Source organism: Campylobacter insulaenigrae NCTC 12927, from assembly GCF_000816185.1.
In the GTDB taxonomy this organism is placed as follows: Bacteria; Campylobacterota; Campylobacteria; order Campylobacterales; family Campylobacteraceae; genus Campylobacter_D; species Campylobacter_D insulaenigrae.
Map to the genome: position 1 here is coordinate 1,224,359 of NZ_CP007770.1, position 23,741 is coordinate 1,248,099.

The following is a 23,741-nucleotide window of genomic DNA, read 5'->3' on the forward strand; positions in this document are numbered from 1 at the left end:
TTTGACGATATGAATTTATAGTAACAAATATAGGATTTTGCAATGTTTGATGAAAAAAGTATTTTAATTACAGGCGGTACAGGAAGTTTTGGTAAAACTTATGCTAACACGCTTCTTCAAAAATACAAGCCTAAAAAAATTATTATTTACTCACGTGATGAATTAAAACAATTTGAAATGGCAAGAAAGTTTAATGATGAATGCATGAGATATTTCATAGGAGATGTAAGAGATAAGGAAAGATTAAGCGTAGCTATGAAAGATGTGGATTTTGTTATACATGCAGCTGCTATGAAACATGTACCAATAGCAGAATACAATCCCATGGAATGTATAAAAACCAATATAAATGGAGCACAAAATGTCATTGATGCATGTTTAGAAAATAATGTTCAAAAGTGTATTGCACTTTCTACCGATAAAGCATGCAATCCTATAAATTTATATGGTGCTACAAAACTTGCAAGTGATAAACTTTTTGTAGCAGCCAATAATATAGCAGGCAACTCTCATACCAAATTTAGCGTCACAAGATATGGTAATGTAGTTGGCTCAAGAGGTTCAGTTATACCTTTTTTTAAAAAACTTATAGAAAACAATGCTAAAGAACTTCCAATAACTGATGAAAGAATGACGCGATTTTGGATAAGTCTTGAAGATGGAGTAAATTTCGTATTAAATAACTTTGAAATTATGCATGGAGGAGAAGTATTTGTCCCTAAAATTCCTTCAATGAAAATCATAGATTTAGCAAAAGCTATGGCACCAGATTTAAAACACAAAATCATAGGTATAAGACCTGGAGAAAAACTTCATGAAATTATGATTTCAAGCGATGATAGTCATTTAACATATGAATTTAAAGATTATTATGCTATTAGCCCGAGTATAAAATTTACTAATACAAATATAGATTTTAGTATTAATGCAAAAAATGAAAAAGGACGTAATGTTTCTAATGGATTTTCCTATAGTTCAGACAACAATACTTCATGGATCAATCAAGCAGATCTTTTAAATATCATAAATCATACAGAGTTGGAAAAATGATAACTTATTCACATCAAAACATAGACAAAAGCGATATAAAAAGTGTTATAAATGCATTACAAGATGATTTTTTAACCGGCGGAAGTAAGGTCGAAGCCTTTGAAGAAGCACTTTGCGAATATGTAGGAACTCAATATGCTTGCGTATTAAATTCAGCCACTTCAGCACTGCATCTTGCATATTTAAGTTTAAATGTAAAAGATAAAATAGTTCTTACAACCCCTATGAGCTTTGTAGCAACTTCCAATGCTGCTTTAATGGCTGGAGCAAAGATAGAATTTATCGATATAAAATTTGATGGCAATATTAATGAAAATAAATTAAAACTAAGACTTGAAAAAGATCATAAAAATATAGGTGCAGTTTGTGTTGTTGATTTTGCTGGAAATAGCGTTGAATTAGATGAAATTATAAATTTATGCAAGAGTTATAATATACCTCTTATTGATGATGCTAGTCATGCTTTAGGAGCTAATTACAAAAAAGATAAAGTGGGAAGTAAAGCTGATTTAAATATCTTTTCTTTTCATCCTGTAAAACCTATTACTACCTTTGAAGGCGGAGCTGTACTTAGCAATGATAAAGAATTAATAGAAAAAATAAAACTCTTAAGAAGCCATGGAATTGTAAAAAAAAGATTATGGGATAGTGATATGATAGAATTAGGATACAACTATCGTTTAAGCGATGTAGCTTGTGCTCTAGGTATCAATCAACTTAAAAAACTTGATATAAATTTAGAAAAAAGAGAACATATAGCAAGTTTTTACGATAAAGAATTTACAGATAATCCTTATTTTAGTATCATAAAAATCAAAGATTATAAAAAAAGTTCAAGACATTTGTATCCTATACTATTAAATAAAGAATTTTATTGCGAAAAAGAATTTATTTTTGAAAGATTATTAGATTATGGTATAGGCGTGCAAGTTCATTATAAACCTACTTATCAATTTAATTTTTATAAAAAACTCTTGGGTGATATTAAACTACCTAATGCAGATGATTTTTATAAAGCAGAACTTAGTATACCTTGTCATCAAGAAATGAGTATAGAAGATGCCATTTTTATTAAAGATAAATTATTTGAAATTTTACAACAAACCAAAAAAGGATGTTATTAATGCAAAAAATATCACGAGAGGAGAGAATGTACGATCTAGCATGCAAGCTTTTCCCAATATGTAGAAGTATAACAGGTGAAGGTTTTAGACAAAGTTTAAAAATTCTTGATGATGCTATGGGGGGGGGTATACTAAAAATTCATTCTATAAAAAGTGGCACTAAAGTTTATGATTGGGAAATTCCTCAAGAATGGAAAATAAATGATGCTTATATCATCACTCCAGATGGAGAAAAAATTTGTGATTTTAAAATGAATAATCTACATGTATTAAATTATTCTCAAGGCATAGATCAAGAACTAGAATTAGAACAATTACAAGATCATTTATATTCTATAGAAGAGTATCCAGATGCTATACCTTACGTAACAAGCTATTATCAAAGAAGATGGGGTTTTTGCATCAAACATACAGATAAAATTAAATTAAAACAAGGTAAATATAAAGTTTTTATAGATGCAAAACATTTTGATGGGGTATTAAATTACGCTGATTTTATAATTCCTAGTACTCAAAACAATAAAGATGAAATTTTAATAAGCTCTTATTTATGCCATCCATCTATGGCAAATAATGAATTAAGCAGTCCTATTGTTGCCATATTTTTAGCCAAATGGCTTTTAGAACAAAAGGAAAGAAAATATAATTATCGCTTTTTAATAGCTCCAGAAACTATAGGAAGCATAGTTTATATAAATAAGCATTTAAAATATTTACAAAAATACACCAAAGCAGGCTTTGCACTCTCTTGCATAGGTGATGATAATGCTTACTCTCTTATACACTCCCCAAACGAAAATACTTTAAGCGATAAAGTAGCTCTTCACACTCTAAAAAGCAAAAGAAATTTCAAAAATTTTAACTTTCTAGATAGAGGTGGAAACGAAAGACAATTTTGTGCACCTTTAGTCAGTTTACCTGTGGTCGGTATATGCAGAACTCGCTTTGGCGATTATAAAGAATATCACACTAGTAAAGATGATTTAAATTTCATTAGTCAAAAAGGTTTAGAAGGTGGATTAGAGGCAATGAAAGAAATCATTTTAAATTTAGAAATTAATGAAATTTATACAAATACCACAATTTGCGAACCAAATTTAGGTAAAAGAGGGTTATATATAAATTATTGTAAAAGAGAAGGAAGGGTTGAAAATATACTTAGTTTTCTAGCTTATTGTGATGGTAAAAACGATGTTTTAGACATAGCAAATAAATTAAATTTACAAGGCTATGAATTAAAAGATTTAATAGAAAAATTAAAAGAAAATGAGCTTATACAATGAAATATTTTTTAGAACATAATAATAAAAAATACACCAAAGATGATTTAATAAAAACTCTTTGTGAAGTTGGTATCAAAAAAGGTGATATCATATGCGTTCATACTGAGCTATTTAAATTTGGCTTCCCTTTACTTCCTAAAAATGAGTTTTTACAGACTATACTCGAAGCCTTTTTTGAAGCCATAGGAAAAGAAGGAACTTTAATAATGCCGACTTTTACCTATAGTTTTTGTAAAAATCAAATTTATGATAAATTAAATTCAAAATGCGAAGTTGGATTACTAAATGAATATTTTAGAAAACAAAAAGATGTCATTCGTAGCAATGATCCCATTTTTTCATTTGCACTTTGGGGAGCTAAAAAATATAATTTTATAAAAAAACACGATAGCTGTTTTGGAACAAATAGTATTTTTGACTTATTAGTAAAATATAATGCAAAGTTAATATTATTTGGTACAAGAGAAGGTCATACAATCACTCACTATGTAGAAGAAAAAATTCAAGTTCCTTATAGATATTTTAAAACTTTCAGTGGTAAAATGATTGATGAAACTAGTAAGGATATTAGCATCAATTACTATGTAAGACATTTAGATAGACCATCTTTACCAAATGTTGATAATATCAATAAAATTGCTCAAAGCACAAAACATTACAAAGAATTTGATTTTGCGGGAAGTTTTGTATCTAGTTTTAATTTTAGATCATACACTAGAGCTATTGAAAGATCTTTTTATCAATGGGGGGGGGACTTTGATTCTAACTGAAGAGGAACCAACATGAATACATGTATAGAATGTAAATTTTATGATATTTTAGAAAATATTTTAGAACTTAAGGTTGATGAAAATTCAAATTTAAGTATGGAAAATTCTAAAAGTTGGACTTCATTAGCTCATATTGATATAATAATGAGCTTAGAAGAAGAATTTGATATAAAATTTAATAAAGAAGAAATGATAAATTTAAAATCACAAAATGATTTATTAAAAGCTATAAAGGATAAATTATGCTAGAAAATTCAAGAAAATTATTTGATTTGATAGAACAAAAAAACCCTTTGCATAAAAAATGTTTAGATGGTTTAAAGCTTAGCAAAGAAGAATATGAAGACTTAGAAAAACTAGTTATTTATTACAAGGAAAGTTTAAACATAGATTTAGAAGAACAAGCTCAAAGTTATATAGTAGTTTTAAATGATACTTTAGAAGAAACAAAATTTTTCATAGAATATGGAAAATATAGATATAGTACATTAGCAGAAGTAGAAGATAAAGTATATTTGAATGAAGAATATATGAAAAAATATATGGTAGGACTTGCAATATCCTCTTTTATATGGAATGCCCATATTGAAGTTAGAAGGTATTTTGCAAAATATATAGATAATAAAAAAGAAAATAAAAATATCTATCTAGAAATAGGACCTGGACACGGAGAATTTTTTGTTAAAGCTATTAGAAGCAATAAATTTAATCAGTATTATGGTATAGATATATCGCCCATTAGTTGTCAAATGAGTAAAGATATGGTGCAAAATCAAGTTAATACTTTAGATAAATGTGAATTTATTTGCAAAGATTTTACAAAATGTGACTTTGATGATAAAGCAGATTTAGTGGTTATGGGAGAAGTATTAGAACATGTGGAAGATCCTTTACAATTTATGAAAGATGTAAAGCAATTACTAAATGATAATGGGGAAATTTTTGCTACCATACCTATCAATGCACCTGCTATTGATCATATTTATTTATTTTCTCATCCTAATGAAGTGGAAAAAATTCTAGATGAAGCTGATCTAAAAATAAAAACTTGTGAATATTTTATGGCAAACAATTATTCTTTAGAAAAAGCTTTGAAAACTAGAAATGCTATAGTTATGGCTGTAGTTTTAATAAAAAAATGAATCTTTTTTCATCAAAATTAAAAAGAAATGAGCTTATAAGATTAAGCAAAGAAAATACTTTTGAAAGTATCAATATAAATGTATTTAGAAATCATTCGTTTGAGCCTTGCGAAAGTATTATTAACGCTTTTTTAGCTTTTAGCAATCTAAGGGCAAATTTTAATTTAAGTTCTTATGATGATAGTTTAAGTTTTAATAGTCATAAAAACGCTGATATAAATATTATTTTCATAGATTTAAATAACTATAAAAATAATATTGATGATACTTTAGAAGAAAAAATCGAAGAATTAAAAAACCTAAATCCTGCACCGATAATAACTCTTTTATTAGGCGATACAAAACTCAAAAAATACGACTTAAGTCAAATTCTATCATTAAAACAAGATGAACTTTTAGATGAAAGAAATTTTGAATTAAGCGCAAGTAGGCTTAGTAGTAAAGCTTTTGTAAAATTAGCCCAAGTTTTAGGACTTAGCATTATTCCTAGCCTATTAAAGCCAAATTTAAAAGCCATTATTGTAGATCTTGATAATACTTTATATGATGGTATTTTGGGCGAAGATGGAATAGATAATCTAAAACTAAATTCAAACCATATCAATTTGCAAAACGAACTTCAAAAATTAAAAAATCAAGGATTTCTACTTGCCATAGCATCTAAAAATAATGAAGAAGATGTAAAAAAATTATTTTCGCACAGAAGTGATTTTATCTTGAATTTAGATGATTTTTCCTATATAAAAGCAAACTGGCAAAGCAAAGATGAGAACATTAAAGAAATTGTAAATTTTTTCAATATAGGTTTTGATAGTGTTTTATTTATAGATGATAATATAGCAGAAATAGAAAATACAAAATATTTAGGCATCAAAACACTTTTAGCAGATAATGAAAGTTCGTTTGCATTAAAACTTTATCCTGGTTTATTTAAGACAAAAACAAATGAAGAAGATAAACTAAGAAGTGCTGATATAAAAGCAAATATCGAAAGAAAAAATCTTGCTAAACTTAATCAAAAAGAATATTTTCTAAATTTAAAAATAAAATTAACATTTAATATTAACCAAAATTTACAAAGATGTTGTGAACTTTTAAATAAAACAAATCAATTTATAGCTAATTATTCAAGAATGGATTTGATTCAATGCGAAAATTTTGCAAAAGAAAATTTTATACTTAGCATACAAATGAATGATAAATTAAGCGATAGTGGTATCATCGCAGTAATAGTTGCTAAAAAAGAAAAAGAACAATTATTAATTTTAGATTTTTGCATAAGCTGTAGAGCCCTTGGAAGAAAACTAGAAAAAATAATGCTTTATAAAAGTATAGCCTTATTAAAAGACAAATTAAATACAAAACAAACTCTACTTTACTATAAACAAGGTGAAAGAAATTTACCCTTTATAGACTTTTTACAAAGTTTAAATATAAAAATAGAATCAAATTTTGCTATTATTTTTGATGAAAAAATATCTTATGAAGGGTTAGAAATTGAAAGCACAATTTAACAAAGCACATATTTTAGGCGTTAGTGTTTGTGTGCCATCACATTGCATAGATATAGATGATTGTTTAGAGAGTGTATTTTTAAATGATGAAAAAACCTTAAAAAGAATGAAAAAAATTTCAGGCATACAAAGTAGATTTATAGCTGATGAAAATACCAGTACAAGTGATTTAGGATATGAAGCAAGTATAAATTTATTTGAAATTTTAAATTTTGATAAAAACGAACTTGATATGCTGATCTTTGTTACTCAAACACCTGATTTTTTTATGCCATCTTGTGCTAATTATCTACACAAAAGATTAAATTTAAACACAAACACTATAGCTTTTGATGTAAATCAAGCTTGTGCTGGTTACTTGTATGGATTATTTTTAGCATATTCTTTCATAGAGAATGAAAATGCTAAAAATATTTTGTTAATCTGCGGAGATACTCTAAGCAAAACTATAAATCCTCTCAATGCAAATTTAGCACCTATTTTTGGAGATGGAGTCAGCGCTAGCTTAATAACAAAAAAAGAAAGCAAATCTTTTTTTAGTCTTCATTCTGATGGAAGTGGCTTTGATAAACTCATCATACCAAATCGTGCTTTTTCAAAATTGGATAAAAGCAAAACTCAAAATAAAGAAATTTTTGAAACAAATCCATATAGAAATTTAGAAAATCTCTATATGGATGGGGCTGAAATTTTTAATCTTGCTTTAGAAAAAGAAGCTCAAAGTGTAAAAGAAATACTTAAATTTTGTGCTAAAGATAAAGAGGATATTGAATACTTTTTATTTCATCAATCAAATAAATTTTTAGTTGAAAATTTAATTTTTGATTTACAATTAGATGCAAAAAAAGTACCCAATACTTTAATGCAAAAATACGCAAACCTAAGCGCTTGCTCTTTACCTGCTTTACTTTGTCACATACAAAATTGTAATTTTAACGCCATATTAAGCGCTTTTGGTGCTGGACTTGCATGGGGGAGTGCTTATCTAGAATTTGATAAAATAAAAACCATTATTAAGGAGAAAAAATGACCAAAGAAGAATTGCTAAAAGAACTAGCTGATGTTATGCATATGGATGAAGCTTTAAGTGAAGATATGATTTTAGACGACATTGACGAATGGGATAGCCTTGCTTTTGTTTCTATTATGGTATTTTTTAAAAATACTTTAAATATACAAATTGACGCACAAGCTTTAAAACAATGCGAAAAAGTAAGCGATCTTTTAGCTTTAGCAAAAATTTAAGATCTTTAAGATCTTAAATTATAAGAGCTCTAAAACAAATTTATCATCTTTATCCTTAAAAGTAAAAACTTTATCCTTGCAAGGATAAGAAATACTATCTTCTCTTATATTAAATTCTTTACCTTTTAATTTTTCTAACATGTTTGGTAATTCTTTATTGAATAATGCTTTATCAGGAATTCCACATCCATGTTCTAAATCTTTAATGTATTTACCATCTATATCTTTTTCTTCTATTAAATGAAAATTTATTTCATAGCCCAATGCTTTAAGTATTTGTACTATTTGAATCTTGTAGTTAGTTGGGGTGAGTGTATCTTTTGAGCCATGATAACTTATATAAACTATATCTTTACTTTTTTGAGTTTGTAATATTAAATGAGTTTGATTTAATAAAGCTCTTATTAGATAATTTTCATCTGCAAAATAATAAGGAGAGTTTGGGTTTTTTCTAGTCCAATGAGTTTTAACTTGACAATGCATCATTATATTAGAACCATAAACTACGCTATCTTCTTTTTGAAATTCCTTTCCTAAAAAATACTCAAATGGTGGCAAGATTGCAGCTGAATTTTCTATAACTCCATCAACATACCAAGGAGCTATCTTTGCACACATTAAAGCTAAATAACCTCCATAAGATCCACCTCCGTAAATTTTAGGTAGAGTTTTAAATTGAGGATATTTATTTAAAATATCTTTTAAAGCATTGATATGATCAATTGCTGCCATTATGCCATAGTTTTGATATTCGTTATTTGGTGGAATAAAGGTTGCACTAAAATGTGCTCGATAATCTTGAGGTAGATAATGCTTTTCTTTCCAATCACTAATAGTTTCATTTAAAAAATTATAATAATCTGGTGCAGAATAAATATTTAAACTACGTGTATTTATATTAAATTCTCTCAAAATTTTTTCTAAATTTGGCAAATCCTCTTCAATAAACGCTAGTAATGCACTATATCTTTCCACATCACTTTTTCTTTGACAAAAACAATGATACAAAACACTTACTGCAGCAACATTGTATTTTTTAGCTACAAATTGTCGATTAAAATCAACAAAAGTCATATTAGCATTTGCACCATATCCACCTATTACAAATACCACAGCTTTCATCTCTTTTTCATCATCATAAGTTATTCTATATTCAAGTTTACTTTCTCTTTTTATATTAAGTTCTACATCATCACAAGAATCTATGAAATAAGTTTTATTTATAAGCATGCTTTTACCTCTAAAAGTATTTTGTCATCTTTTTCTTTAAAAGTATAAATTAAATCATCACTTTTATAAGAAATTTCTTTTTTACAAGTTTTATCTTTAGTTTTTTCTTTTAAGATATATGGTAAATGCTTTTTAATGAGTAATTTCACGGGAATACCCATACCATGTTCTAAATTTTTAATAAATTTTCCATCAACATCATTTTGATTCATAATTTTAGTAAATTCTATATCAAATCCTAATTCTTTTAAATAATTATACATTTGCTCTTTATCTTGTAAAGGTACAAACTGATCAAAGTTAGAATGATAAGAAATATATTTTGGTTTAGGATATAAACTTTGAGTTTTTAAGTGTTCCTTATTTAAAATTTCTCTTATAAGTTTTCTTGCTGGTGAAAAATATCTCGGAGATTGTTTATTGGAAGTCCAATGAGTTTTATCATTAACATAAATCGCAATATTTTTAAAAAATTGATTTGTTCCAAAACAAAAATATTTAGTATAGTCAATTTCTTTACCAAAACCTATTACTCTCCATAATGTATTAATGATACTATGTGAAGAATTATCAATAATACAATCAATATTCCAAGGAGCTATTTTTGCACATAAATTTGCTAAATAACCTCCATGAGAAGCTCCAATTAAAATATTCTTCATACCCCCCCCCATAATCTTAAAAGGTGGATTTTTATTAATATATAAAAGAGCATTTAATATATCTGTTGCTTGCATGATTCCAAAATTTTGATATTCGTTTTTTGTAGGTTGTAAGCTTACACTTAAATCTAAACGATAATTTTGTTCTATTTTCCAGTGTGATTTCATTTTTTCTATTTCATAATTAATATATTTCATAATATCATTCATTTCATTATATGAATTTATAGCATAAACATCATAAGGTATGTTTAAATTTGTAGCTTCTAAACTTGTTTTTAAAATTAATTTATCTATCTCATCTAAATAAAATGTTGATCCTGTTTGAGGACGATTTCCTATACAATGATAATTTACATTAATAACAGCAACTTTATAATTTCTAGCTATAAAATCACTTATATACAAATCATCATTTATATCATTCCCAATTCCTGATATAACGCAAACCACAGCTTCTATTTCTTTTTCATCATCGTAAGCCAATCTAAATTCAAGTTTACTTTCTCTTTTTATATTAAGTTCTACATCATCACACGAATCTATGAAATAAGTTTTATCTACAAGCATTTTAAGCCTTTTAAAATTTATACTACATTATACTTACTTTTAAAAAATAAAAGAATTTAATTATGAAAAATATATGCATTATCCCTGCTAGAGGTGGATCAAAACGCATTCCTAAAAAGAATATTGTCGATTTTTTAGGGCAACCTTTAATAACTTATAGCATAACAAACGCTTTAAAGTCTGGAATTTTTGATGATGTTATAGTTTCAAGTAATAATGATGAAATCATCACAATAGCTCAAAATATCGGAGCAAAAACACCTTTTATTAGAGATGCTAAGTTGAGTGATGATTATACAAGCTCTACTGCAGTGATAAAAGATGCTATTATTCAACTTGAAAATTTAGGATATATTTATGATAATGTGTGTTGTTTATATGCAACTGCTCCATTAATAGATGAAAATATTCTAAAACAAGCTTACAATCAATTTATTTATGAAGATTGCAATTTTTTGTTTTCAGCTTGTGAATTTGAATATCCAATACAAAGAGCTTTTTATACAGATCAAGATAATAAAGTTTATATGTTTGATGAAAAGTTTTACTATACAAGAAGTCAAGATCTAACTAAAGCTTATCATGATGCAGGTGCTTTTTATTTTGGTAAAAAAGATGCTTGGCTTAAACAAGATTTTATGTTCAAGCCTTATTCTAAAGCCTTCTTACTTCCAAAAAACCAAGTCTGTGATATAGACACATATGAAGATTTAGAACTTGCTAAATTCTCATATCAATTCAAACAAGGAAAACAATGTTTATAAGTCAAATCAAAGGTTTTAAATATCCTGATATGGAACTTGTGAGATGGTTTTTTAAAAAACGATTAAATAATTTAGCAAATGCAAAAGTATTAGAATTTGCTTCTCATAATGGTAACAATCTTTCTTTATTTGCAAACTATAACTATGAATGTATAGGTGTTGAGCTTCAAAAGCAAAATCATGATAATGCTATATATAATTTTCAACAAATTATGAAATATTCCAATGCACATTTTTTTAATGAAAATATGCTTAACTTTGCTAAAAATTATCATGATATCAATGCTGATGTATTTTTAATTCCAAATGTTATTAATTACATTAGCAAGGAAGAATTTAAACAAATGCTATTAAATAGTAAGAAAAATAATTTATTTGCAAACCACGCATATTTTTTCTTAAGAGCAAGAAGTATTAAAGATCATCGTTATGGTTTAGGTAAAAAACTTGATAATGGTAGTTTTATTTTAGAATATGATGATTTTAGCGGTGAAAAAAATTGCCTTTGCACTGCTTATTGTGAATATGAACTTGTAGAAATTTTAAAAGAAAATTTAAATTTATATGATTATGAATTAATAACAAGTGAAAATATAAATATAAAAAATAAAGTATACATAAAAGATAGCGATATAATTTTATATGGAAAAATTACAAAGGAGTAAAATGTATATAAAAAATTTAAGAGGGTTAAAATTTCCTGATAATGCTATTATAAAATTCTTTTTCAAGCAAGGCTTGCATAATCAAACAAATCAAAAAGTTTTAGAATTTGCTTGCTCTAATGGCAATAATCTTTCTTTATTTGCAAATTATGATTATGAATGCATAGGTGTTGATTTAGATGAAAATAATATCAATAACGCAAATTACAATTTTAAAGAAGTTATAAAAAGCAACAAATATCATTTTTTTAATGATAATATTTTAGAATTTCCTATGAAAAATCCAAATATTAATGCGGATATTTTTTTAATCCCTAATGTAATTAATTATTTAAAAAGAGATGATTTTATAAAACTTTTAAAAATATCTAAAGAATATAAAATGTATAAAGAAAATGCTTTATTTTTTCTAAGAACAAGAAGTATAAAAGACTTTAGATATGGCTTTGGAGAACAAATAGAACACAATTGTTTTAAGATTGTTAATGATAATACCACAGGAGAATTAGGTTGTATTAATACTCTTTACCAAGAACATGAATTAGTGGAAATTTTAAAAGAAAATTTAAATTTATATGATTTTAAAGTATTAACATACGAAAGCACAAATATAATGGGAGAAAAAGAGCTCTTAGTTAATGATAGCGATATAGTAATTTATGGAAAAATAAATTGAAAATAGCTATTATGCAACCAACTTTTAATCCATGGCTTGGCTATATATATATGATAGCAAGTGTGGATATTTTTGTTTTTTTAGATAATGTGCAATTTGAAAAAAGATCTTGGCAAAATAGAAACAAAATCAAACTAAACAATCAGTGTCACTTAATAAGCATAAATTTACAGCAATCACCTCAAAAAACACCACTTAATCAAATTTATATTAACGAAGATTCTCGGTGGAAGAACAAATTTTTAGATACTTTTTATCACGCTTATTCAAAAAGTGCTAATTTTAATATATATTTTAGTTTTCTAAAAAACCAACTAAATCATTGTAAAAAATTAGTAGATTTTAATATATCTTTAATAGATTTTTTTTGTCAAAATTTAAATATAAAAACACCTCTTTTAAAAGCTTCAAACTTGAATATTGTTGATAAAAAAAGAGAGGATTTATTGCTTGAAATTTGTAAACAATTAAATGCAGACAAATATTTATCTCCAGAAGGATCAAAAGATTATTTAGAAAAAGAATACGCTAAAACTATATTTCAGCAAGCCAATATCAATGTCGAATACTTAGATTTTATACATCCTACATATAAACAATTAGGTAAAGATTTTTTGCCTTATTTAGGAATTTTTGATTTTATCGTTAATGAAAAAAAAGCTGACACAAAATTTAAAGAAATTATTGAACTAAATAGGAAAATAAATGAAAGTTTTGTTTAGAAGCGATAGTTCTAACAAAATTGGACATGGTCATATAAAAAGAGACCTTATACTAGCTAAACAATACGAAGATGTATCTTTTGCATGTTTACCATTAGAAGGATCTTTAATAGATGATATTCCTTATTCTGTCTATGAATTAAGTAGTGCTAGCATTTATGAGCTTACCAATCTTATAAAAGAAGAAAAATTTGATCTTTTGATAATTGATCACTATGATATCAATTACGAAGATGAAAAATTTATAAAATTAGAAACTGGTGTAAAAATTCTAAGTTTTGATGATGAACTTAAAGAACATTATTGCGATATTTTACTTAATGTCAATCCTTATGCAAAAGCAAGTGATTATAAAGATTTAGTTCCTAAATATTGTGAATTAAGATGTGGTTTTTCTTATGCTTTAATTAGAGATGAATTTTATGAAGAAGCTAAAATAAAACGGGAAAAAATTTATGATTTTTTAATTTGCATGGGTGGAGTTGATAGTAAAAATTTATCCCTAAATATCGCTCTTTCTTTGCCAAAAAATAAAAAAATTGTCATTACTACGACAAGTGCAAACAAACACTTAAAAAAATTAGAAAAATTTAGCCAAGAAAATGAAAATATAAAATTAATAATAGATAGTCAAAATTTAGCAAAATTGATGAATCAAAGTAAAAAATTGATTATCAGCGCTAGCTCTTTGATCAATGAAGCATTAGTCTTAAAAGCAAATTTCAAGGCTATCGCTTATGTCAAAAATCAAAAAAAAATAGCCGCTTGGTTAGCAAAAAAAGGATATGAAGTTGAGTTTAAAGCTTAAAAACTTTACCGATTTAGATGACTTTGAAAAAAAATTTATTTTGCAACACAGAAACAAAGAACAAATAGCTAAATTTATGAAGAATTCTTATATTGATTTCGATGAACATTTAAAATTTTTATCAAATCTCAAAAATGATTCAACTAAAAAATATTTTTTAGTTTATGAAAGTAACGAAGCTATAGGAGTGATTGATTTTACAAATATTACTTCACAAACTTGTGATTTTGGTCTTTACGCTATAAAAAAAGGTGTAGGTGATATTTTAATCAATGAAATAAAAAAATACGCTTTTAATATTTTAAAAGTACAAATTCTAAAAGCATATGTCTTTAAAGATAACACAAAGGCTTTAAATTTATATATAAAACATAATTTTTGTATTTATGATGAAAATGATGACTTTTATTTTGTAAAGCTAAACAATTCTAACAGGAATATTATTTCTTAAAAGTTCATTTTTAATATCATTTGGAGTATATTGACTAAAATGAAATATATAAGATCCAGCTAGTGCGTTAGCACCTTTATAAATTGCATCAACTCCATCGCTTGGCTTACTAAGACCACCGTTAATAATAAGTGGAATTTTAAGTTTATCTTTAAAAAATTCTAAAAGTTCTAAATCATAACCTTCACTTGCACCTTCTTTATCAATACTAGTTAGCAATATCTCACCCGCACCCAAAGTCTCATATTTTAAAGCAAGATCTAAAGGATTGATATCAAGAATTGTTTTATTGAAAACTTTAAAATCATTTTTATCTTTTTTAACATCAATAGCACAAACAATACAAGAGCTTCCGAAGGTATTAGCAGCTTCTTTTATAAAATATGGATTTTGCAAAGCTATGGTATTAATACTAATCTTATCAGCACCAATACTTAAAATTCTTCTAATATCATCAATTTTTTTAATACCACCACCAATAGTAAGAGGCATAAAACACTCATTTGCAATATCTTCCAAACTTTCAAAATCTATATTACCATTTTTTGAAGCATCTATATCTAATACAATAAGCTCATCAACATTTCTAGCATTATAAACCCTAGCAGTACTAATTATATGACCTATGGTTCTAAAAGAATGAAAATTAATACTTTTTACCAATTGTCCATTTTTTAATAAAACACAAGGTATTATCCTAGTCTTAAGCATATCAACCTACAAATTTGCAAAATTTTCTAAAAGTCTTAAGCCTAATTTTTGACTTTTTTCAGGATGAAATTGCGTTGCAAAAATATTATCTTTTTCAAAAGAAGCACAAAAATTAAATTCATAATTACAAAAAGAACTTTCTATACTTTCATTACACTTAACATAATAAGAATGTACGAAATAAAAATCGCTGCAATCCTTAATATCTTTAAACAAAATACTTTCTTGTGCATAGCTAATATTATCCCAACCACTATGGAGTAATTTTTCTTTTTTTAGATTAAATTGCAAAACTTCAGCATCAACAAAACTAAGACCTTTACAACCTCCACCCTCATAACCATATTTGCAAAATAATTGCATTCCTAAACAAATCCCTAAAATAGGCTTTTTTTTATTTAAAACTTCATATTTTAAAAGATCAAATAAATTTAAATTATATAGATTTTGCATTCCCTGATAAAATGAACCAACTCCAGGCAAAATCAATTTTGAAGCATTTGTAATATCTGTTTCACTTTGACTAATAACAACTTTCTTGTTAATAGCTTCAAAAGCTTTAAATATTGACCTTAAATTCCCCAATTTGTAATCAACAATACAAATCATTTTAAAATATATTCTTCATTTTTAATTAATGATCCATCACTATCTTTTAAAAATTTTCCATTCTTATCACGCTTAAAAATTTTTCTATTTGTAAAATTATCTACAATTTTTTCAAATTCATCTTCAGAAAATCCACTAAATTGTAAATATTTTTTTATGGCTTTTTTTGGTGGTTTTCCATCATATTTTTGGACCAAACGCACACCTTCTTCACGATCTATATAACCAAGTCTTATATCCAAGCACGCATTATCAGTAGCTCTTCCAAAACCATATTTACAGTATTTTAAATAATCATGTAAATGATTTGAATAACAATCTAAGTTTTCAAAATTTTCATAAGTAGTTTCAACAGGTTTATCTGTAGTTATAAAACCATTTTCTTTGGAAATTTTAAGATTATTTTTATAATCCCATTTAAAATAATATCCTAAAAATAACCCACTAACCCCCACTCTTTGCAATTCTTCATCACTTGGATAGGTGTAAAAATACAAATCTTTTTCACTAATACCATCAACACCTATCATATCACTAATACGATTACCAAGTAAACCGCCAAATTCTTCAAGCCACTCTCTCCCTAAAGTATTTTTATCTTTTGAACTAGCAGGGCCACCATATTCTACTTGTGGGCTTTCCCCCCAAATAATTAAAGGTATATTGAAATTTATAGCAATTCTTGGCACACTCGTAAAAATACCTAAGTGGTTTTGCCACTCATTATCTCCTGTTCTTATAAAAGCTTCTTTAGCTAATTTTTTATAAATTTTTGGATTACGCTTTATATGGATTAAATCCACACCTAAATTGTTAAGATTTGCTAAATTTTTTTTACCTATTTTAGTAGGAATACTAGGCTCAAAACAAACACACAATGGATTAAGACCTAATTCTAGACATTTCAAAACCTGAAAAGTAGAATCTTTTCCTCCGCTAACGCCTATAACACAATCATAAATTGGATGTTTCTTATATTTTTTAATAAGTTCTAAAAATTCTCTTTGTCTTTCTTGCCAATTTATATTTTCATTTTTATCAATTTGAGAATTACACGCATCACATACCCCATATTCATCAAAATGCAAATCAGGTTTAGTATCTGGCATCACACATTTTTTACAAAATTTCATAGTTTTTCCTAAATAATATATACATAAATCGACTATAATTATTTATTATAAAGTTAAACAAATTATTTTCACAATAAAAATAAGGATTTTTATGGATTTTATTTTTTTACCTTATTTAATTATAGGCATATTTTCTGGAATAGCTTCTGGAATATTTGGTATAGGTGGCGGGATGATTATCGTTCCATTTATACTGATGCTAGGACTTAGCTCACATCATGCAATAGCTATTTCAGTGGTACAAATGATTTTTGCTTCTGTTTTTGGATCTTATATAAACTATAAGAAGAAAAATTTAATTTTAAAAGATGGATTAATCATTGGAATTGGCGGTTTCATAGGAGCTATATTTAGTGGAATTTTGCTTTCATATTTTTCAGATATTGCTCTTACTAGTGTGTTTTTATGTGTTAGTATTATTTTCTTTTTAAAATTTGCATTTAACAAACAAAACACCTTAAATATCACAAAATATTCTGATGTATTTAAAAATTTTATTTTATTATTTAGTGGTATTTTTACAGGAATTTTTGCTATATCCTTAGGTATTGGTGGCGGACTTTTAATTACTCCAATTTTGGCTTATTTTTTAGGATATGATAGTAAAAAAGTCGTCCCTTTAAGCTTGTTTTTTGTGATATTTGCTTCAGCATCTGGAATTTTATCATTTATAAAACACGATATTATAGATAAAGAAATTTTAATTAATGGGGGTATGGTTGGCATAAGCTCAATGTTTGGAGTATATTTAGGAATTAAAATTATGGAAAAAATAAATATTAAGTCTCACCACATAGCTTTGTTAAGCATTTATGTATTTTCCATCACTATGACAATTATAAGCTTAATTAAAAAAAGCAACTTACTTTAATCTATCAGCAAATTTTTGTCTGTTTGATGTATAAACAAAACTTAAAACTTCGGCTACAGCTTTAAAAAGTTCAGGAGGTATTAAATCATTAACTTCACAAGTTTTATAAAGTTCTCTTGCTAAAGGAGGATTTTCATATATCATAACATTATATTCATAAGCCATATCTTTTATACGTAAAGCTAGAAAATCCACTCCTTTTGCTAATACTTTAGGCGCAGATTCTTGTGAATTATCATAACGCAAAGCTACAGCATAATGTGTAGGATTTGTTATAACTACATCAGCACTTGCTACATCTTGTATCATTCTCCTTCTAGCAGCTTCCATTTGCAAGCGACGAATTCGTCCCTTAACCAAAGGATCTCCTTCGCTTTGTTTAAATTCATCTTTAACCTCTTGCTTACTCATTCTTAAATTTTTAAAATATTGATACCTTACTAAAAGTACATCTAAAAATCCTATAATCAAAAAAGCTATAATAACTACTGCAGCTAAAATAATAGCTTTATCTCTAAGCCATGAAAGCTGAAGATAAATAGTATAAAGTTCAACTCTAGGAAGCTCTTGCATAAATTTTAATAAAAATACAAATGCTATGCCAAAAACAGTTCCAACTTTTAATATAATTTTTAAAGCATCTATTAGTTTTTTTAGTGAAAAAAGATTTTTAAGACCCTTAAGAGGATTAATCTTGCTAAAATTTGGTGTTATAGGTTTAGTAGTAAATAAAAAACCAAACTGCAATAAATTTCCCATTATTCCAGATATCATAATTGTCAAAACAATAGGAAAAACCATAATAATCATTTCAAGAATAGTTTTAATAACAATTTTTTCAAAAATTTTTACATCAAATTCCACACCTATGAAACTTTGATAAAATCTATACAATCCTATAATTCTCTCACCTATAAAAGGCAAAGTAAAAATTACTACGACAATCGCTATAATCAACACAACAACAGCAGAAGCATCTTGACTTTTTGGAACATTACCTTCTTGCCTAGCATCTTCTATTTTCTTGGACGTGGGCTCTTCGGTTTTTTCTTGATCATCAGCCATTATCTTTTTTAACCTTTAACTAAAAATAAGCAAGACATTATAAAGAAATAAACTAAAAAATTAACTTTAAGTTTAAATAAACACAAAACAATTTATATGAAATTCACAAGTAACTATATAATTTAATATTAAAATAAAGTATATTTAGAAAAGTACATTCAAAATGGATTATTTTATCGAAACTATAGAAAAAGAATTACAATCATCTTTTGATAAGAATAAAATAGTTGGCTTCCAACATTAACAACAAAGAGGTATAACAATATACCTCTTTAATTATTAAAACTTCTTCTTCCCTGCATCTTCTAAGATATCATGAGCTATTTGATTTACATTCTCTGATATAACTGAACTATCTTTAGCTATTTTTAAATTCTCTTGAGTTACATGATCAATTTGAGCTACAGCATCATTAATTTGAGTAATACCTGTAGTTTGTTCTTTAATACTTTCACCCATTTCATTAATAGATTGAACTAAGATATTAGTATTAGCTTCAATTTCACCTAAAGACTTTTGAGTTCTTTCAGCTAGATTTCTAACTTCATCTGCAACAACAGCAAATCCACGTCCATGTTCTCCAGCACGAGCTGCTTCTATTGCAGCATTTAATGCTAATAGATTGATTTGATCAGCAATATCTCCTATGATAGAAGTAACATTTTTAATCTCTTCACTTTGAGCTATTACTTCACTAGTTTTAGATGAAACATTTTGCATAGAAGAAGTTATTTCTTCTAAAGCTGCTGCAGTTTCTTCTAAAGAAGAAGCTTGACTAGAAGATGAATCTGTTAATTCTCTAACAGCACTTTGTAATTTACCACTTTCTGTTGCTAATAAATTAGCAAATTCAGAAGATTGTCTTAACATTTGAACAATTTCTTGTCCTAATACATTAGTAGTTACTTCTACTTCACCTTTAGCATTTTTAACTTCAGTAGTAAAGTCTAATGCTTTATAGCTATCAAATACACGATTGATTTCATTCATATTAGAACCAACTTTTGCTTCTAATACACTAAGCATTTTATTTAATACATTTTTTAATTCTATTAATTGAGGATTAGCAGGTATTGCAGTAATTCTTGCTGTTAGATTACCACTTTCTATTTCTTTAGCTGTTTCAACTGATTGTTCTACTGCTAGACCATCTTGTTCTAAAGCATTTTTAGTTTTAGTAATGTTTTCATTAATAGCTAAAGCCATAGCACCAAATTCATCATTAGTATTAACATTAATCATAGCAGAGTCTTTTGTTTTATGATTGATGAAGTCAAAGAATGAGTTTAGGCCGGTTTGGATAGAATTAATAGGATTTAATAAATATGAAGCAAAAACTTTAACTAAAAAAAGCACAATTACAATAGATAATATTCCTATAATAAATTGTATTTTTAATGCTGCATAACCTGCTTTGGTATAAATATCATTTCCAACCATAGCACAAATGTTTATATTTGGATTTATAGTTCTATCACACAATACGGCTTGAACTTTTCCAGCATCATCTTTAGCATAGAATAAAGTATCAATATTATCAGGATCTAATAAAGCAGGATTTTCGTTAATAGCTTTTGCTATATTTTCTCCTAAAGTAGTTTTCTTTAAAATAAGGTTAGAATCTTCATGAAACATTGTGGTGCCATCTTTAGAATAAACTGCTACAAAAGATGTATTAGTTCTTCCAATGTCTAAAATATCTTCTGAATACTGTTGCAAAGTATAGACTCCAGAAACAACTCCAATAATTTTTCCATCACTATACACAGGAGTAGAATAAGATATACCAAACAAATCAGAATTTATCGGTTTATATGGATCACTCACAAAAATATCTTTACTTTTTTTAGCTCCAAGATACCATACGCTAGTTCTTACGTCAAATCCACTATTTGGTGAATATTTTTTACCGGTATTATCATACATAATTCCATCTTCAGTTGCAAAAAATACATTTTCAAAACCTATAAATTCTTTAGCTAATTTTAAAACATTAAAAATTTCATTTGAATTATTGAAATTAATTTGGGCAATTATGCTAGATAACTCTTGAATTGAAGCTTTATTATCTCCTTCATAAATATTAAACATATAACCTACATCAAATAATATCTTATCATGATTTTCTCTTAAATATTCAAAACTAGTATTTTTAGTTTGAAAATAAGACACACTGCTAATTGTCACAATTACAACAATAAACAAAATGCCCACCAACAAATTCACTTTAGAAACGATGCTATTCATTTTCATAAAAAATCCCTTTATCACCTTAAAATATACTGCCAAATTTACATTTAAATTAAAGTAACAATAAAAAATTTAGTTCTATCATAAATCTTCGAAAAAATGTAAGGAAGAAAAATATCAAATAAATATTAATAATTTTTAAATATTAAACAAAACCTACGTTATATATTGACTTTTTGTAATATAAAGTATTCTTAATTTATTTAAAATATTGCAAGAAAAATGGATATGCCTCAAACTTTTAAATTTGAGGCTATTTTTTATAAATTTGATTCATTTTTATCAAGATATTCAGCTACACCTTCTGGAGTTGCTTTCATACCTTTGTCACCTTTATTCCATCCAGCTGGACAAACTTCACCATGCTCATTAGTAAACAACATAGTATCAACCATTCTAATCATTTCATCAATGTTTCTACCAAGCGGTAAGTCATTAATAACTGCATGACGAATTGTTCCATCAGCATCTAGTAAGAAAGATCCTCTTAAAGCAACTGCTTCTCCAAACAATACATCAAAATTTCTAGCAATTTGTTTAGTTAAATCAGCAACTAAAGGAAATTTTACTTGACCTATACCACCTTGATTTACTGGCATATTTTTCCATGCAAAATGCGAGAATTCATTATCGCAAGAAACACCAATTACTTCAATACCTCTATTTTTGAATTCTTGATATCTTTTATCAAAAGCGATAATTTCAGAAGGACAAACAAATGTAAAATCTTTTGGATAAAAGAATACCACAGCACCTTTTGAACCTATATTTTTATAAAGATTAAAATCTTCAACTATTTCGTTATTTCCCAATACAGCTGGTGCTGTAAAATCTATAGCTTTTTTAGTAACTATCATTAATTATATCTCCTAATTAATAAATTTTATTTGTAAGAAAATAATATCATTTATAAATTTAAAAAAAAATTAATCGTTGTAAAAATACAAATCTGAATAATATTATTATCAAAATAATAAGATTTTAAGAATAAAATTCAAACAATTTTGATAATCTTACAAAGTATATTTTATTTAAAGGAGATAATTATGGCAGTTAAAATTACAGATATTTGTATATCTTGTGGATCTTGCATTGATGAGTGTCCAGTTAGTGCTATTGTGGATGATGCGAACAATCCAGAGGGAGAAGATAGATATTATGTATATGCTGATAAATGTGTTGAATGTGTAAGTTTTAATGATGAGCCAGCCTGTGCAAGTGCTTGCCCTACTAGTGGTTGTATAGTTTGGAGTGATGTTGTAAGTGGTCAACCAAGCCGTGATGCTATCGGAAGCGATCTAAGAGATGGCTCAACTCCAGTTTTTTCTTAAAATTTACTAAATCTATAGTTTATATAAATACCTCAAGTATTTATATAAACTAAAAATTCAGTTCTCATAAATTTATATAATTTTAAAAGTTTTTCTGATATAATTCGCTCTTTTATCTATGAAAATAAAATGGATATTTTAATCATTTGAGGAGAAGTTCTTGGAAAAAACGCTTTCTATTATAAAACCTGATGCAGTAAAAAAAGGTGTTATTGGTCAAATTTTATCTCGTTTTGAAAATAATGGGTTAAGAATAGCTGCTACGAAGAAAGTTCAACTTTCTCAAAATGAAGCAGAAAGTTTCTATGCTGTTCATAAAGATAGACCTTTTTTTAATGATTTAGTTAAATTTATGATCAGTGGTCCAGTTGTTATTTCGGTTTTAGAAGGTGAAAATGCTGTCTTGAAAAATAGAGAATTAATGGGTGCTACAAACCCTAAAGAAGCTGCTGCCGGAACAATTAGAGCTGATTTTGCAGATAGTATTGATGCAAATGCCATTCATGGCAGTGATAGTTTAGAAAATGCTGAAATTGAAATAGGATTTTTCTTTTCAAAAACTGAAATTTTATAATGAAAATTCCATTCGTAAAACTCAATGCTGTTGATTATCCTTTTAAATTAGATCTTGATAATATAGTTTTTGAAGGTTCAATTAAGAAGAAAAATCAAAAACTAGCTCAGATTAGTGCTAATTTAAAAGGTTTTATATATAGACATTGTGATCGTTGTGGCGAAGAAATGGAATTACAAATAAATGAGAACATCGAAATTCAAGTGAGTGATGGAATTTTTAAAGATGAAAATAATACTTTAAGTGATACCGTAGAATTTTTTGATTCTCATATTGATTTGATTGAATTAGCATATAGCGAATTACAATCGTATTTAAGTGATTATTTTTATTGTGACAAATGTTTATAAATTAATTAAAGGAGTAAAAAATGGCAGTACCTAAAAGAAGAGTAAGTAAAACTCGTGCAGCAAAACGTAGAACTCACTATAAAGTTACACTACCAATGCCAGTAAAAGATAAAGATGGTAGTTACAAAATGCCTCATCGTGTAAATCCAGTTACTAAGGAATATTAAAAAC

General features: G+C 26.7%; 28 protein-coding genes and 1 pseudogene. 20 read left to right on the forward strand and 9 right to left on the reverse strand.

Annotated features, from left to right (window positions below; translation table 11 throughout):
* The first annotated feature begins 42 nt into the window (after positions 1–42).
* Genes pseB through CINS_RS06315 form a run of 9 tightly spaced genes read left to right on the forward strand, consistent with a single transcriptional unit; the run spans position 43 to position 8,128 of the window.
* The gene (gene pseB, locus CINS_RS06275; RefSeq protein ID WP_039650801.1) at positions 43–1,050 is read left to right on the forward strand and encodes a UDP-N-acetylglucosamine 4,6-dehydratase (inverting); all 1,008 of its coding nucleotides are present in this window, start codon (positions 43–45) and stop codon (positions 1,048–1,050) included.
* Complete coding sequence (pseC, locus tag CINS_RS06280) at positions 1,047–2,174, forward strand: UDP-4-amino-4,6-dideoxy-N-acetyl-beta-L-altrosamine transaminase (protein ID WP_039650802.1); 1,128 nt, start codon at positions 1,047–1,049, stop codon at positions 2,172–2,174. The genes pseB and pseC overlap by 4 nt, the downstream gene beginning before the upstream one ends.
* Positions 2,174–3,457, forward strand: coding sequence for a DUF4910 domain-containing protein (locus tag CINS_RS06285; protein ID WP_039650804.1), 1,284 nt, complete (start codon positions 2,174–2,176; stop codon positions 3,455–3,457). Before pseC ends, CINS_RS06285 begins: the two co-directional genes overlap by 1 nt.
* Positions 3,454–4,227: an AAC(3) family N-acetyltransferase gene (locus CINS_RS06290; RefSeq protein WP_039650806.1), complete on the forward strand. Its 774-nt coding sequence runs from the start codon at positions 3,454–3,456 to the stop codon at positions 4,225–4,227. Before CINS_RS06285 ends, CINS_RS06290 begins: the two co-directional genes overlap by 4 nt.
* 24 nt (positions 4,228–4,251) lie before the next feature.
* Positions 4,252–4,476: an acyl carrier protein gene (locus tag CINS_RS06295; protein ID WP_039651446.1), complete on the forward strand. Its 225-nt coding sequence runs from the start codon at positions 4,252–4,254 to the stop codon at positions 4,474–4,476.
* Positions 4,470–5,369 carry a class I SAM-dependent methyltransferase gene (locus CINS_RS06300; protein WP_039650808.1) on the forward strand — a complete coding sequence of 300 codons (900 nt, stop codon included), beginning with the start codon at positions 4,470–4,472 and terminating at the stop codon, positions 5,367–5,369. Before CINS_RS06295 ends, CINS_RS06300 begins: the two co-directional genes overlap by 7 nt.
* A complete protein-coding gene (locus tag CINS_RS06305) occupies positions 5,366–6,883 on the forward strand; it encodes an HAD-IIIC family phosphatase (RefSeq protein ID WP_039650810.1) in 1,518 nt (505 codons plus the stop codon). Before CINS_RS06300 ends, CINS_RS06305 begins: the two co-directional genes overlap by 4 nt.
* A complete protein-coding gene (locus tag CINS_RS06310; RefSeq protein ID WP_039650812.1) occupies positions 6,867–7,913 on the forward strand; it encodes a beta-ketoacyl-ACP synthase III in 1,047 nt (348 codons plus the stop codon). The genes CINS_RS06305 and CINS_RS06310 overlap by 17 nt, the downstream gene beginning before the upstream one ends.
* The gene (locus CINS_RS06315) at positions 7,910–8,128 is read left to right on the forward strand and encodes an acyl carrier protein (RefSeq protein ID WP_039650814.1); all 219 of its coding nucleotides are present in this window, start codon (positions 7,910–7,912) and stop codon (positions 8,126–8,128) included. The genes CINS_RS06310 and CINS_RS06315 overlap by 4 nt, the downstream gene beginning before the upstream one ends.
* Positions 8,129–8,146: 18 nt before the next feature.
* On the opposite strand, the gene CINS_RS06320 is transcribed toward CINS_RS06315, so the two are convergent.
* Together CINS_RS06320 and CINS_RS06325 are read right to left on the reverse strand one after the other, a co-directional pair.
* Complete coding sequence (locus CINS_RS06320) at positions 8,147–9,358, reverse strand: DUF2920 family protein (RefSeq protein WP_039650817.1); 1,212 nt, start codon at positions 9,356–9,358, stop codon at positions 8,147–8,149.
* Positions 9,349–10,590, reverse strand: a complete 1,242-nt coding sequence (locus tag CINS_RS06325; protein ID WP_039650819.1) for a DUF2920 family protein — start codon at positions 10,588–10,590, stop codon at positions 9,349–9,351. Before CINS_RS06325 ends, CINS_RS06320 begins: the two co-directional genes overlap by 10 nt.
* Positions 10,591–10,652: 62 nt before the next feature.
* Between CINS_RS06325 and pseF the strand changes: the two genes are divergently transcribed.
* The 6 genes from pseF to pseH are packed head-to-tail and all read left to right on the forward strand — an operon-like array spanning position 10,653 to position 14,676.
* Complete coding sequence (gene pseF / locus CINS_RS06330; RefSeq protein WP_039650821.1) at positions 10,653–11,354, forward strand: pseudaminic acid cytidylyltransferase; 702 nt, start codon at positions 10,653–10,655, stop codon at positions 11,352–11,354.
* Entirely contained in the window at positions 11,345–12,019 is a 675-nt protein-coding gene (locus tag CINS_RS06335; RefSeq protein WP_232012941.1) for a class I SAM-dependent methyltransferase, read from the forward strand. Before pseF ends, CINS_RS06335 begins: the two co-directional genes overlap by 10 nt.
* A 1-nt stretch (position 12,020) precedes the next feature.
* On the forward strand, positions 12,021–12,695 hold the full coding sequence (locus CINS_RS06340; RefSeq protein ID WP_039650823.1) for a methyltransferase domain-containing protein: 675 nt from the start codon (positions 12,021–12,023) through the stop codon (positions 12,693–12,695).
* Positions 12,692–13,417, forward strand: coding sequence for a WbqC family protein (locus CINS_RS06345; RefSeq protein ID WP_170161469.1), 726 nt, complete (start codon positions 12,692–12,694; stop codon positions 13,415–13,417). Before CINS_RS06340 ends, CINS_RS06345 begins: the two co-directional genes overlap by 4 nt.
* On the forward strand, positions 13,401–14,225 hold the full coding sequence (gene pseG / locus CINS_RS06350; RefSeq protein WP_039650825.1) for a UDP-2,4-diacetamido-2,4,6-trideoxy-beta-L-altropyranose hydrolase: 825 nt from the start codon (positions 13,401–13,403) through the stop codon (positions 14,223–14,225). The genes CINS_RS06345 and pseG overlap by 17 nt, the downstream gene beginning before the upstream one ends.
* Positions 14,203–14,676 carry a UDP-4-amino-4,6-dideoxy-N-acetyl-beta-L-altrosamine N-acetyltransferase gene (pseH, locus tag CINS_RS06355; RefSeq protein WP_039650826.1) on the forward strand — a complete coding sequence of 158 codons (474 nt, stop codon included), beginning with the start codon at positions 14,203–14,205 and terminating at the stop codon, positions 14,674–14,676. The genes pseG and pseH overlap by 23 nt, the downstream gene beginning before the upstream one ends.
* Here pseH and CINS_RS06360 read toward each other — a convergent pair.
* From CINS_RS06360 to pseA, 3 genes are read right to left on the reverse strand one after another with little or no spacing between them, the layout of a single operon-like run.
* On the reverse strand, positions 14,644–15,387 hold the full coding sequence (locus tag CINS_RS06360; RefSeq protein ID WP_039650828.1) for a HisA/HisF-related TIM barrel protein: 744 nt from the start codon (positions 15,385–15,387) through the stop codon (positions 14,644–14,646). The two genes, pseH and CINS_RS06360, sit on opposite strands and share 33 nt — an antisense overlap.
* A 6-nt stretch (positions 15,388–15,393) precedes the next feature.
* Positions 15,394–16,008, reverse strand: a complete 615-nt coding sequence (gene hisH / locus CINS_RS06365) for an imidazole glycerol phosphate synthase subunit HisH (protein ID WP_039650830.1) — start codon at positions 16,006–16,008, stop codon at positions 15,394–15,396.
* The gene (pseA, locus tag CINS_RS06370; protein WP_039650833.1) at positions 15,993–17,129 is read right to left on the reverse strand and encodes a pseudaminic acid biosynthesis protein PseA; all 1,137 of its coding nucleotides are present in this window, start codon (positions 17,127–17,129) and stop codon (positions 15,993–15,995) included. Before pseA ends, hisH begins: the two co-directional genes overlap by 16 nt.
* A gap of 91 nt (positions 17,130–17,220) precedes the next feature.
* Here pseA and CINS_RS06375 point away from each other — a divergent pair, with 91 nt between their 5' ends.
* A complete protein-coding gene (locus tag CINS_RS06375) occupies positions 17,221–18,000 on the forward strand; it encodes a sulfite exporter TauE/SafE family protein (protein ID WP_039650834.1) in 780 nt (259 codons plus the stop codon).
* Here CINS_RS06375 and flhB read toward each other — a convergent pair.
* The 4 genes and pseudogenes from flhB to CINS_RS06390 all read right to left on the reverse strand — a co-directional run bounded on the left by flhB (position 17,992) and on the right by CINS_RS06390 (position 22,172).
* A complete protein-coding gene (gene flhB, locus CINS_RS06380; protein ID WP_126419345.1) occupies positions 17,992–19,068 on the reverse strand; it encodes a flagellar biosynthesis protein FlhB in 1,077 nt (358 codons plus the stop codon). The two genes, CINS_RS06375 and flhB, sit on opposite strands and share 9 nt — an antisense overlap.
* Before the next feature lie 276 nt (positions 19,069–19,344).
* Positions 19,345–20,700 (reverse strand): methyl-accepting chemotaxis protein, encoded by a 1,356-nt coding sequence (locus CINS_RS06385; RefSeq protein ID WP_414973616.1) that lies wholly within the window; start codon positions 20,698–20,700, stop codon positions 19,345–19,347.
* A gap of 105 nt (positions 20,701–20,805) precedes the next feature.
* Positions 20,806–21,318 (reverse strand): annotated as a pseudogene (locus tag CINS_RS08090) (PDC sensor domain-containing protein); the annotation flags it as partial.
* A gap of 257 nt (positions 21,319–21,575) precedes the next feature.
* The gene (locus CINS_RS06390) at positions 21,576–22,172 is read right to left on the reverse strand and encodes a peroxiredoxin (RefSeq protein WP_039650840.1); all 597 of its coding nucleotides are present in this window, start codon (positions 22,170–22,172) and stop codon (positions 21,576–21,578) included.
* Positions 22,173–22,361: 189 nt separating this feature from the next.
* Here CINS_RS06390 and CINS_RS06395 point away from each other — a divergent pair, with 189 nt between their 5' ends.
* From CINS_RS06395 to rpmF, 4 genes are all read left to right on the forward strand, one after another.
* Positions 22,362–22,646: a ferredoxin, 4Fe-4S gene (locus tag CINS_RS06395; protein ID WP_039650842.1), complete on the forward strand. Its 285-nt coding sequence runs from the start codon at positions 22,362–22,364 to the stop codon at positions 22,644–22,646.
* Positions 22,647–22,806: 160 nt separating this feature from the next.
* A complete protein-coding gene (ndk, locus tag CINS_RS06400) occupies positions 22,807–23,220 on the forward strand; it encodes a nucleoside-diphosphate kinase (protein ID WP_039650845.1) in 414 nt (137 codons plus the stop codon).
* A complete protein-coding gene (locus CINS_RS06405; RefSeq protein WP_039650847.1) occupies positions 23,220–23,570 on the forward strand; it encodes a DUF177 domain-containing protein in 351 nt (116 codons plus the stop codon). The genes ndk and CINS_RS06405 overlap by 1 nt, the downstream gene beginning before the upstream one ends.
* Before the next feature lie 20 nt (positions 23,571–23,590).
* The gene (gene rpmF, locus CINS_RS06410) at positions 23,591–23,737 is read left to right on the forward strand and encodes a 50S ribosomal protein L32 (RefSeq protein ID WP_039650849.1); all 147 of its coding nucleotides are present in this window, start codon (positions 23,591–23,593) and stop codon (positions 23,735–23,737) included.
* Positions 23,738–23,741 lie beyond the last annotated feature (4 nt).

Coding starts and splice junctions, on each gene's coding strand:
- CINS_RS06335 (WP_232012941.1), top strand. CDS start 11,345: ATGTTTATAAGTCAAATCAAAGGTTTTAAATATCCTGATATGGAACTT.
- CINS_RS06285 (WP_039650804.1), top strand. CDS start 2,174: ATGCAAAAAATATCACGAGAGGAGAGAATGTACGATCTAGCATGCAAG.
- CINS_RS06320 (WP_039650817.1), bottom strand. CDS start 9,358: ATGCTTATAAATAAAACTTATTTCATAGATTCTTGTGATGATGTAGAA.
- CINS_RS06390 (WP_039650840.1), bottom strand. CDS start 22,172: ATGATAGTTACTAAAAAAGCTATAGATTTTACAGCACCAGCTGTATTG.
- CINS_RS06305 (WP_039650810.1), top strand. CDS start 5,366: ATGAATCTTTTTTCATCAAAATTAAAAAGAAATGAGCTTATAAGATTA.
- CINS_RS06325 (WP_039650819.1), bottom strand. CDS start 10,590: ATGCTTGTAGATAAAACTTATTTCATAGATTCGTGTGATGATGTAGAA.
- CINS_RS06300 (WP_039650808.1), top strand. CDS start 4,470: ATGCTAGAAAATTCAAGAAAATTATTTGATTTGATAGAACAAAAAAAC.
- pseF (WP_039650821.1), top strand. CDS start 10,653: ATGAAAAATATATGCATTATCCCTGCTAGAGGTGGATCAAAACGCATT.
- CINS_RS06405 (WP_039650847.1), top strand. CDS start 23,220: ATGAAAATTCCATTCGTAAAACTCAATGCTGTTGATTATCCTTTTAAA.
- CINS_RS06360 (WP_039650828.1), bottom strand. CDS start 15,387: ATGCTTAAGACTAGGATAATACCTTGTGTTTTATTAAAAAATGGACAA.
- CINS_RS06385 (WP_414973616.1), bottom strand. CDS start 20,700: ATGTTTCATGAAGATTCTAACCTTATTTTAAAGAAAACTACTTTAGGA.
- CINS_RS06340 (WP_039650823.1), top strand. CDS start 12,021: ATGTATATAAAAAATTTAAGAGGGTTAAAATTTCCTGATAATGCTATT.
- pseA (WP_039650833.1), bottom strand. CDS start 17,129: ATGAAATTTTGTAAAAAATGTGTGATGCCAGATACTAAACCTGATTTG.
- pseH (WP_039650826.1), top strand. CDS start 14,203: ATGAAGTTGAGTTTAAAGCTTAAAAACTTTACCGATTTAGATGACTTT.
- CINS_RS06315 (WP_039650814.1), top strand. CDS start 7,910: ATGACCAAAGAAGAATTGCTAAAAGAACTAGCTGATGTTATGCATATG.
- CINS_RS06375 (WP_039650834.1), top strand. CDS start 17,221: ATGGATTTTATTTTTTTACCTTATTTAATTATAGGCATATTTTCTGGA.
- CINS_RS06395 (WP_039650842.1), top strand. CDS start 22,362: ATGGCAGTTAAAATTACAGATATTTGTATATCTTGTGGATCTTGCATT.
- pseC (WP_039650802.1), top strand. CDS start 1,047: ATGATAACTTATTCACATCAAAACATAGACAAAAGCGATATAAAAAGT.
- pseB (WP_039650801.1), top strand. CDS start 43: ATGTTTGATGAAAAAAGTATTTTAATTACAGGCGGTACAGGAAGTTTT.
- pseG (WP_039650825.1), top strand. CDS start 13,401: ATGAAAGTTTTGTTTAGAAGCGATAGTTCTAACAAAATTGGACATGGT.
- rpmF (WP_039650849.1), top strand. CDS start 23,591: ATGGCAGTACCTAAAAGAAGAGTAAGTAAAACTCGTGCAGCAAAACGT.
- CINS_RS06290 (WP_039650806.1), top strand. CDS start 3,454: ATGAAATATTTTTTAGAACATAATAATAAAAAATACACCAAAGATGAT.